8 protein-coding genes are annotated in these 9,581 nt (G+C 60.1%); 2 read left to right on the top strand and 6 right to left on the bottom strand.

Annotation, left to right across the window (positions count from 1 at the left end; all coding sequences use genetic code 11):
- Positions 1 to 48: 48 nt before the first annotated feature.
- The 3 genes from MESS2_RS15005 to MESS2_RS15015 form a co-directional block, all read right to left on the bottom strand.
- Positions 49 to 903 carry an MBL fold metallo-hydrolase gene (locus tag MESS2_RS15005; RefSeq protein WP_008875210.1) on the bottom strand — a complete coding sequence of 285 codons (855 nt, stop codon included), beginning with the start codon at positions 901 to 903 and terminating at the stop codon, positions 49 to 51.
- 192 nt (positions 904 to 1,095) lie between these two features.
- Positions 1,096 to 1,545, bottom strand: coding sequence for a cyclic nucleotide-binding domain-containing protein (locus MESS2_RS15010; RefSeq protein ID WP_008875211.1), 450 nt, complete (start codon positions 1,543 to 1,545; stop codon positions 1,096 to 1,098).
- Positions 1,546 to 1,613: 68 nt separating this feature from the next.
- Entirely contained in the window at positions 1,614 to 4,328 is a 2,715-nt protein-coding gene (locus MESS2_RS15015) for an ABC transporter transmembrane domain-containing protein (protein ID WP_008875212.1), read from the bottom strand.
- A gap of 29 nt (positions 4,329 to 4,357) precedes the next feature.
- Between MESS2_RS15015 and MESS2_RS32325 the strand changes: the two genes are divergently transcribed.
- On the top strand, positions 4,358 to 4,591 hold the full coding sequence (locus MESS2_RS32325) for a hypothetical protein (protein WP_157357726.1): 234 nt from the start codon (positions 4,358 to 4,360) through the stop codon (positions 4,589 to 4,591).
- Positions 4,592 to 4,685: 94 nt separating this feature from the next.
- Positions 4,686 to 5,360, top strand: a complete 675-nt coding sequence (locus tag MESS2_RS15025; RefSeq protein WP_051069102.1) for a class I SAM-dependent methyltransferase — start codon at positions 4,686 to 4,688, stop codon at positions 5,358 to 5,360.
- A 92-nt stretch (positions 5,361 to 5,452) separates the two neighbouring features.
- Here MESS2_RS15025 and MESS2_RS15030 read toward each other — a convergent pair whose 3' ends face one another.
- The 3 genes from MESS2_RS15030 to MESS2_RS15040 are packed head-to-tail and all read right to left on the bottom strand — an operon-like array spanning position 5,453 to position 9,106.
- Entirely contained in the window at positions 5,453 to 6,649 is a 1,197-nt protein-coding gene (locus tag MESS2_RS15030) for a glycosyltransferase family protein (RefSeq protein ID WP_008875214.1), read from the bottom strand.
- Positions 6,646 to 7,890: a glycosyltransferase gene (locus MESS2_RS15035; protein ID WP_008875215.1), complete on the bottom strand. Its 1,245-nt coding sequence runs from the start codon at positions 7,888 to 7,890 to the stop codon at positions 6,646 to 6,648. The genes MESS2_RS15030 and MESS2_RS15035 overlap by 4 nt, the downstream gene beginning before the upstream one ends.
- A 1-nt stretch (position 7,891) precedes the next feature.
- Positions 7,892 to 9,106, bottom strand: a complete 1,215-nt coding sequence (locus tag MESS2_RS15040) for a glycosyltransferase family protein (RefSeq protein WP_040593149.1) — start codon at positions 9,104 to 9,106, stop codon at positions 7,892 to 7,894.
- Positions 9,107 to 9,581: the final 475 nt, after the last annotated feature.

The raw sequence follows: 9,581 nt of genomic DNA on the forward strand, positions 1-9,581 counted from the left end.
TAGCGCTTTCCCTGTGGAATTGCGTCAAAACAGATATAGGAAAATAGCTCAGCGCTTTTTGTGCAATGAGACTGGAAATTTGAGCGTCTGGCCATCCCGCGCGGCAAAAGCGCCAGCAAACCTGTCTTTGGCCATTTTCTCGATCTCGTCCAGTTCCTCGTCGGTGCGTGTCGGATCGTGGTGAAACAGCGCAAGCCCCCGCGCACCGGCCGCCTCACAGAGCTTGACGCCCTGTTGCCATGTCGAGTGCCCGTTACCGCGGCGGCGTTCCATTTCCTCCTCGGTGTAGGTGCAGTCGTACATGACGAGGTCAGCATCTTCGATCAGGCCGAGCACCGCCTGATCGAGTTTGTCCGGCTCGTGCTCAGTGTCTGTGATCACCGCCACGACGCGGCCGCCCCATTCGACCCGGTAGCCTATGCAGCCGCCCGGATGGATAAGACTGCCGGTTCGGACCACCACCCCTTCGCGCGGCCGAAGCACGTCTCCGGATACGAAATCGCGGAAATCGAGGCTTGCCTTGCAGACCTCCATTTTCACCGGAAACCACGGCGGCCGCATGAACTCATCGACCATCTGCCGGGTCGTCATGCGTCCTGCAAGATGCCCGGACCAGAGCGTAACCTTGACGCTCCGGTCATAGATCGGCGCAAAAGCCGGCAGCCCGATGATGTGATCGTAATGGCAATGGGTGAAAAGCAGATCGAAATCGGTCACGCCCGACGCCCGAAGCGCCCAGCCGGCAGGCCGTAGGCCAGAGCCCGCGTCGAACAGAAGCGTATGCTTCCCGCATCGCATCTCAATGCAGATTGTGTTGCCGCCATAGCGAGAGAATTCTGGCCCCGATACCGAAATGCTGCCGCGCACGCCCCAAAACCTGACCAGGAAAACGTCGTCGTCCATGCTAGCCTTTCGCAGTCCCCGTCGCCCATCGTAGCCAAACAACTGCTGCTAGAGCAATTCCAGGAAAAGTGTGAAACGGTTTTCCGTCCGGAATTGCGTCAAAACAAAGAGGTGAGACAGGTTTCTCCGGGAGATATTCTCAGCAAGAGGCCAGTGTCATCACGACGGCGAGGATCGAGCGTACGTCATTCGTTATTTGGCGCTTCGTGCGTCGATCAGATCCGCGGTCGTATGGCTTAGCCGATCGGCAAGAACCCGCAATATTTCGATGGTCATTTCCGGGAACTCCCTCATAAGCCGCAGGAAATGATCCTTGCGGATTCTCAAGGCTTCCAGAGGACTTGCCGCTCTGACGGTGGCAGTGCGGGAGCTGTTGCACAATATGGCGATCTCGCCAACAATCGAATTTGGCACCAGTTCGGCAACTTTTATTGGCCCGCTGTCGGAATCGACCAGAATATCCGCCCTGCCTGAAAGGATGACATAGGCGGCGTCTCCCTCGTCGCCCTGCCGGAAAAGGATCTGGCCGGCGCTGTAGCTCACGCGATCGGATGTGAACGCAAGCAGTTTGAGCTTTGTCGGCTCGATGCCAGAGAACAAGGGAACGCGTTGCAGCATTCCAACTTCATCCTTGAGCAGCATTGTCGCAAACCTCAAAATTCGCGTTGCCAGACTAGAGCAACGGACGCCCAGATGGAATGTCCGTTACTCTACGACAGCAGTTCCTTAAAGATACCGTTCCCTGCCAAAAGTGACTCGTGTGTTCCGTCTTCCACCAATTGGCCCGAGTCGAAGACGATAACGCGATCGAACATCGCCGCCATAGCCGGATTCGTCACGACCCATACAATTGCCGGCGAATGGCCATCGCGTCTGGCTTCCTCGAGCACGTTTCGCAGCACCTTATTCTGCATGCGCTGGTCGAGCGCCGACAGCGGCCGGTTGAGAATGAGAAAATCGGGACGCTTGAGCAGGGCCCGGGCAACATCGAGCTTCTGTCGCTGTCCACCGGTCAGCCGCCTGCCGCCGGAGCCGACGTTGAAGTCCAGGCCGACATCCAGAAGCTCGGCATAAAGCCCCAGTTCGTCAAGAATGTCATAGACGATGGAGCGTATGCGGTCCGGCGCGTCGGGATGGTTGGTGCCCACACGCCCGAACAGGACATTATCCATGACGGTGGCCGCGGCAATGTATTTGGCAGGATCATACCGTTCGACCGCATTTTGCAGCTCGGGCGGCAGGTTTTCATAGAACCGGTTGCGTGCAGCAACGATCTTGCTCATCAGCTCGTCGCTCAGCAGGCCGAAGCGATGCCGGGGCTCGATATAGGCAAAGCTCAAGGTGACGATCATGGCGCGATCGCTCTCCGAGACCGCCTCGTGGGGACGGTTCTTGAGCCGTTGCAGCAAGGTTTCGTAGGCGGGTATCTCCTCGGCGCTCATGAAGGCGAGCTGCTGGAAGAACTGGTGATCGGGCGGCAGGTCGGCAAACAGCTCGATCGCCTGTTCGGCGATCTCCATGCCCATTTCGTAGAGCGTGCGGTCGAGGCCGGCTTGCCTCAGCACGGAAACAAAATAGGGATTGGCCGCCAGAGCCTTGTCGGCCAGTTCGGGGCCGGCGGCAGCGCCGAAGAGCAGGTTTTGGCCGATCGTTGCTTCCTTGTTGTAGGCGCCCGGTTCGAAAGGAACCACCAGTCCGCTCAGTCCTTCGTGTTCCAGCCGGGTTCGCAGCGCCGCACGCAGTTCGACGATCCGCCTGGCAAGCTCCGTGTGACGCGTGAGGTCGGCCGAAGAGCGCAAGGCAAGATCCAGAATGTCGCGCGACAGAACAACCGCGTCGAGCACCCGGCGCACGGCTTCGAAGAGATCGTGCGGGCCGGTGGCGCCGGCGGAAGCATAGTTGATCCAGTCGCTGTGGATATCAAGATCCGGATTGCCCGACCGGCGCGCCTCGGCGATGCTCCAGCGGTGCTGGTCCGCCGCGGCACCGTCATAGGTCACCGATGTCAGCGGCGCATGCTTCAACCCGTAGAGCAGGTTATCGCGGAGGCTTGCCTGGAACAGGAAAACATCCGACGAGGCATAGGACATGCGCCGGCCGGTCACTGCTTCGGGGAGTTCAAGCAGGTCGTCGGCGCCCGAGGCGACCCTTCCGCTGTCCGGCCGGTTCAGCCGAGCGAAGGCTTCTGCAAGCGCCTCCGCTCCGCCTGTTGCGGTACTGACCAGCGCCACCGTCTCACCCGGCTTGACCTGGAGGGAGATACGGTCGAGGAGCATTGCACCGCCATCGTCCGCTATGGACAGACTGATCGCCGACAGGGGGTTGGTCATCGGATCGGGATCGTCGATCGTCAATGCCCCGATTCTCGGCGCGATGAGACCCTCGACGGTGAATTGTTCAACGACCTGCTGATATTTGACCTGGACATCCTGCCGATCCTGATCCCAGTCGATCAGTTCCTTCATCGGTCCGGGCAGGTCCTTGTAGGCGCCGATCACGGCCACGAGCTGGCCGACATCCAGCCGCCCCTGGATGACCAGATACCCGCCGACCATATAGAACAGAAAGGGCGTGACCTGCGCGAGAAAATTGTTGAGGAACTTCACCATGAATTTCCATTGGTAAAGATCGAAGCGGATCTTGAAGATGAGCCCGAGCCGGGCAGCTATGTCGGCGCGCTCGTAGTTTGATGTATCGTGGACGTGAACCGCGCCGATGCCGTCGACGATTTCGCCAACCCGGCCCGAAAGCGCGCGTGCCGTCAACTGCCGTTGGCGCCCGAGCACGATCAGCCGCCGCCGCATTCGCGGGATGAGCACGATCTGGATCGCCACGATCACGGCCGCTATCATTCCGAGCCAGAAGTTCTGGACCATGATGAACAGCATGGCCGTCAGCGCCTGGCCGCCGAGCAGCACCGGCTGCAGGAAGGCATCGCCGATGAAGCCGCCCAGCGGCTCCACCTCGTCCTTCACCATGGTCGCCACTTCGGCGGATTTCACCCGCTTGAAGTAAAGCGGCGGAAACCGCAGCACACGATCGACCAGATCGAAGCGGATACGCCGCAGCATACGTTCGCCGAGGCGGCCCTTGTAGGTGTTGATGTAGAGTTTGAACAGACCGTTGACGATGACCAGCAAGAGGAACACAAGGCTCAGGGCAAACAGCGTCTCCTTGCGGTCGAGCTGAAAACCGGAGAAGAACTGGATCTCTCCAATGAACGGCAGGTTATAGTTCAACCTCATGAATGGCTGGGTCGCGCCCGGTTGCTCGAAGCCGCCACCTTGGATCGGGCCGTTGACGATCAGCTTCGGCAGGTTGAAGGACATGAAATACGGGATCATCGAAAGCACGACGATCATCAATATCCAGAGCTGCTGCTTCCTGGTGTGCGTCCAGATATAGCGGGCTAGGCTGGGTTCCATATGCGACTGTGGACCCTTCAGTTGGAAGGATGCAGGATGTAAAAGCACCTGCTGGCGAATGGCGTATCGGCAATTTCTTCATCGCCAACGACAAGCTCGAAAGTGCGGTGCACGGAGATTGTCCTGCGCTTAAACGGTTCGCGGCTTCCGAAGCGTTTTGGCGAATAGCCGAGCACGAAGCCGCAACCGCGCGGCTGGTGCTGGCGGATGCACGCCGATCGTCCGGACAGATGCAACCGGCTCTCTCCGGCACCGGGCAATGACGAAGCGGCTTGCAGCATAATCACGTCCGCGGATCAAAACAGCCTTGCGGAAGGCAAGATTGCGTCGCCCGAAATCCCAACATACAAGACGAATATGATGGATGTCACGCAACCACGCAATGCCGGCATGGACTGGCGCGAGCAAGCCTTGGACCTTACGCGGGGAATTGCTGCCTATGTCAAATGCCCTCTCGTGGCAGGGCTGGCGCGCGTCATCGCCAAGCATCCGAAGGCCGATATCGCCAACGCCTTCAACCACAAGCAGGTTGCCTGCAAGATGTGGGCACTCGACAGGCTGTTCGAAAGCTGCGGCGGCCGGTTCGGGCGCATATGGGTTCTGGGTGGATGGTACGGCGTATTGCCGGCAATGCTTTTCAACGACGCCCGCTTCGACATCGCGGCGGTCGATAGCATCGACATCGATCCCGAAGTCGCGCCGGTGGCCCGGACCCTGAACCGGGAAGCCGGCGACAGGTTCCGGGCGCTGACGGCAGATATGTACGCACTCGACTATGCGGCCGGGCGGCCCGACCTGATGGTCAATACGAGCTGCGAACACATAGCCGATCTGGGCGCCTGGCTTGCTCTGCTTCCGCGCGGCACGAATGTACTGCTGCAATCGAACGATTATTTCAGCGAGCCGACGCACATCAACTGCGTGGCTTCACTTGCAGCCTTCGAAGCAATGGCGGCGCTAGGGGAGGTGCGGTTCTCCGGCGAACTGCCGACCAAAAATTATACGCGCTTCATGCTGATTGGAACTGTTTAGCGCCCAAATTGCCCAGCGGTTTTGGGACAACGACGTGCATGAAAACAAGGACTTGAAGGCCGTCGCACGAATCTCGGCAGACGCGACGCGCGTTATGGCCCATCTTCTGTTTGATCATGAACTTTTTCGAAACCGGGCCCCGCTTTCAGGGACCATGTTCGATACCGCTCGCGCAGGATTTGCGTCGAGCGACGCGCGCCTTCCAGATCGAGACGATGCGCGGATGGCGTCGGTCCCACAAGCGTCTGTTCGATCGCTTGCGCCAAACCTTCAGGCGTCAGGTCCTTTTCCATCAGCACCGTTGCAAGGCCGAGTTCTTCGAGCATCAGGGCGCGAAGCGTCTGTTCGGTTTCCCCGCCGGCTGCAAATGGAACGAGCAGGGAACGACAACCTGCGCGCAGGACATCGCAGACCGTGTTGTAACCCGCCTGCGAGACTGACAGGCGGGCGCCGGTCAGCAGGCTGGCGAAATCCTCGCGGAACCGGAAGATGGACAGGCCCGGCGTGGCATCGCGTACGATCGCGTCAAACTCGTCTTTCGGCAGGTTTGGGCCGGTGATCAAACACCATTTCCAGGCGTTGTTGGCACTCCGCGCCGCTGCGACGGTGGCGCTGGCAAGGCTCTTTCCGGCAGCCCCGCCGCCAACCGACACCAGAACGTCGAAGCGCTCGGAGACCGCGGGCGATGGCGGCGCGGCAACGAGCCCTGTGTAGGTGACCTCGGCCCTGATCGCCCCAGCCAGTGGAAATGTCTTGTCGATCGTTGCGAAAGCCGGATCGCCGTGGACCATAACAAGGTCGAAATGCCTGTTGATGAGATCGACCGTTTCCTCGTTTCGGCCCGGCTTGACGCGCTCCTGAAGGATATCACGGACGGACGTCGCCAGCAGCGGTCTGGGCGACGTCGCGTCGATGGCCTCGATCAGCGGCAAGAGTTCGAAACGCATCTGCCGGCGTCCAAATGGAAACGCCTCGACAATGACGATATCAGGCCTGCAATCCCGGAATGCCTGCAGCAGCATCTCTGAACGCGATTTCTTGAAATCATCGTCGATGGGTTTGCCCTGCAGGTCGACAAGTCCGGAAAATCCTTCATCACCGGAGGTGACAGGTGGCAGGGTTACAGATTTTACACCCAGTCCCGGAAAACCCGCGATCGGCGCTCCGCCGGTCACGACGGTTACGTCAAACCCGTCATCGACCAGAGCCGCCGCAATGCGGCTGGCGCGCGCGAGATGGCCGATACCGAGCAGGTGCTGGACATAGAAGAAAGCGCGCAGCCGCTTCATTCGGCGGCCCGCCACTCCCGCTCGAACAGTTCCTTGAGCTGTCCAATGCTTGCCATATGATCGAAATGGCCGCGCACGCGCCGCTCTGCGGCGTCGCCGAGGCGGGCGCGCAGCACGGGAGCACGGATCAGGCGCTCCAGCGCCTGTGCCAGGGCAATTGGGTTTTCCGTCGGAACCAGCAGCCCGGTTTCATCCGGCGATAAAAGCTCCGGCACGCCGGAAATATCGGTCGACACGCAGGCAAGCCGCTGGCTAGCCGCCTCCACCAGAACATTCGGCAGACCGTCCCGGTCGCCATTTGCGGTGATCCTGCAGGCCAGGGCGAAGATGTCGGCGCGGCGGTAGTGCTCAAGCACCTCCTCCTGCGCAAGCGCGCCTTTCCAAGAGACTCGACCATCCAGTCCGAGCTTTTGCGCCAGCGCCTTGAACCGTTCCAGTTCCTCGCCGCCGCCGATATGCTCGAAACGCCACGCCAAATCGCCGGGCAAGAGGGCAAGGGCCTCCAGCAAGGTATCGTAACCTTTCTTTTCAACAGCGCGGCCGACACTCAGAACGATAACCGGTTCGTCCGGCGCCGAGCCGTCATGCTGTTTTCGCGCCTCGCCGAAACTGCCGAAGCGATCAAGGTCGAGCCCATGATAGCTCAGATGCACGGACGAGTTGCCGTTAGCGAGTTTTTTCAGACGGTCGAAGCCGGTTTTCGTGCAAGTGACCGTCCAGCGCGCCGAGGAAAGCTTGCCGGCCAGATCCCAGTCCGCCGAAGTCCAGATGTCCTTGGCATGGGCCGAGCAACTCCAGGGCTGGCCACGAAGCTGGCTGGCATAGCGTGTCACCGATGCCGGCGTATGCGCGAAATGTGCATGCAGCCAGCCTGCGTCTTCCGGCCATTCGGCCGCCAGCACGAGCGCTTGCCCGAAGCGGCGGGCGCGATTGCGCGTAAAGTCGCGGGGGATATCGGCAGCCAGCGATCCGAGCGCGCGCCAGAAGCCCGGCCGCAGCAGATAAGCAAACAGCGAGCGAACCACGCGCAGCGGCTCTTCATGCAGATATTCCGGCAGATAATGGACGGGCGCTTTGATCTCGTCATGCACGGGGTGGCGTTTTGCGTCGGTCGGCCGCCTGAGCGCGACGAGTATCAGGTCGAACCCCGCACGCTCCAGACCGAGCAGCTCCTGCGCGATGAAGGTTTCCGACAGCCGCGGATAGCCCTTCAGAACCACGACGATCTTGCGATGTTGCAACTCAGCTCATGCCTTCAATGACCGAAAGGTGATGGCCGGCCCGCCGGTCGTACAGTTCCGCGACGATTTCGGAAATATGAGGCAGCCCTTCCAGCGTCAGATGCGGATTGCTCTGCGATGGGCGGGGCCGGTCCGGCAGCACCTTCAGTGCATCGGCAAACCGCTGGGAATCCTCGGCTTCTTCCGGCAAAAGCATCTCGATGAGGCCGAGTTCGGCTGCGCGCCGTGCTCGGATCAGTTGCTCCTCGCGGGGCTTGACGCGGGGCACGATCAGCGCCGGCTTGTCGAAAGACAGTATCTCGCAATAAGTGTTGTAACCGCCCATCGCCACCACCGCCTTGGCGCCGGCAATCAGCTCTTCCATGCGGTTGTCGAACTCGATGATCTTGATATAGGGGATCTTGGCCCCCTTCTTGAGCAACTTGTTGCGCTTGCGCGCCGGCATGTAAGGCCCAAGCACGATCAGCGCCCTATGCTGCAATTGCGGATCCTGCTGATAGGCATCGATGACGTCGTGGATCAGTTCGGCGCCGTCACCGCCGCCACCGGTGGTAACGAGGATATAGTCGCCCTCGGGCCGGTGGCCGGGCAACTCGTTCTGCTGCAGGCTCCGTTGCAGGAAACCGACGAACTTCATCTTTGCCCTGACAGCCGGTGGCACATCCAAGCCGGTCAACGGGTCGTAGAAATCCGGTGGACCATAGACCCAGACCTTGTCGTAGAACAGGCCTATCTTGCGCATCACATCCTTGCGTGCCCACTCTGCTTCGAGCAGATGCGGCGCGTCCATCACCTCGCGCAGGCCAAGCACGAGCGTGGTGCCCCGCGTCTTGAGGTAGGACAGCGTGTCCTCGATCTCGCCGCGCAGGCCGAGCGGTTCCTTGTCGACGATGAAGATATCCGGCCGGAAGGTCTCGGCTGTGTGGCGGATGATCGACTGGCGCATCCTTAGCGTCTCATGCAGATCGATATCCTTTTCCAGCGAGGTGTATTCGCCGTTGCGCAACTTGATGACGCTGGGGATCTTCACGAAGTCGACACGGGCGCGGTAGTCGAAGGCGCCGGCAATAGTCGCACCCGAAATGATAAGCACATGAAGTCCGCGGAAATCCTCGACCAGCGAATGCGCGATCGTCCGGCAGCGCTGCAAGTGGCCGAGCCCGAACGTGTCGTGGCTGTACATGAGAACTCGAGCGTTTTGTACGTGCTGGGTCATTGTTGAACGTCTTTTAGAATTCTCGCCTTGAGAACCGTGGGCGACCCCCGCACGAAACCATCCTTGCGGGCTACCGACCTGTTTTGAAACATGAGGGCGCAATTTTCAATCTGTATTACCAAGAGGGTCCAAGGATGACGCTCTTCTTGATAGTGCCTTCAAGCTGATCGTCGTCCGCTATACGACGTTCCGCCGCGCGACAGCGCCTCGTGGCAGGAAGTGGCGCCGGGCTATCACCAATTGGAAGGCCTGAGCCCGAAACTAGACGGATTGGCGAATATCGCCTCGGCGGAAGCGCGCCGAGACTCCCTACTATTGTTTTGGGAAGGATCGAAAGGGAAAGCGGTGTCCAAAAGATCGGCAGAAGCCATCCCTGTTGATTCCAATGAGCTTCCGGTCTCTCCAAACTCCATTGGTTTCGGAGCGCTGAAGGCGAAGTCCGCTATCCTGCCAATATACCTAAGGACAGTCGTCA

It is taken from the genome of Mesorhizobium metallidurans STM 2683 (genome assembly GCF_000350085.1).
GTDB classification, from domain to species: Bacteria; Pseudomonadota; Alphaproteobacteria; order Rhizobiales; family Rhizobiaceae; genus Mesorhizobium; species Mesorhizobium metallidurans.

Coding starts and splice junctions, on each gene's coding strand:
- MESS2_RS32325 (WP_157357726.1), top strand. CDS start 4,358: ATGCAGGATGTAAAAGCACCTGCTGGCGAATGGCGTATCGGCAATTTC.
- MESS2_RS15005 (WP_008875210.1), bottom strand. CDS start 903: ATGGACGACGACGTTTTCCTGGTCAGGTTTTGGGGCGTGCGCGGCAGC.
- MESS2_RS15040 (WP_040593149.1), bottom strand. CDS start 9,106: ATGACCCAGCACGTACAAAACGCTCGAGTTCTCATGTACAGCCACGAC.
- MESS2_RS15015 (WP_008875212.1), bottom strand. CDS start 4,328: ATGGAACCCAGCCTAGCCCGCTATATCTGGACGCACACCAGGAAGCAG.
- MESS2_RS15010 (WP_008875211.1), bottom strand. CDS start 1,545: ATGCTGCTCAAGGATGAAGTTGGAATGCTGCAACGCGTTCCCTTGTTC.
- MESS2_RS15030 (WP_008875214.1), bottom strand. CDS start 6,649: ATGAAGCGGCTGCGCGCTTTCTTCTATGTCCAGCACCTGCTCGGTATC.
- MESS2_RS15025 (WP_051069102.1), top strand. CDS start 4,686: ATGATGGATGTCACGCAACCACGCAATGCCGGCATGGACTGGCGCGAG.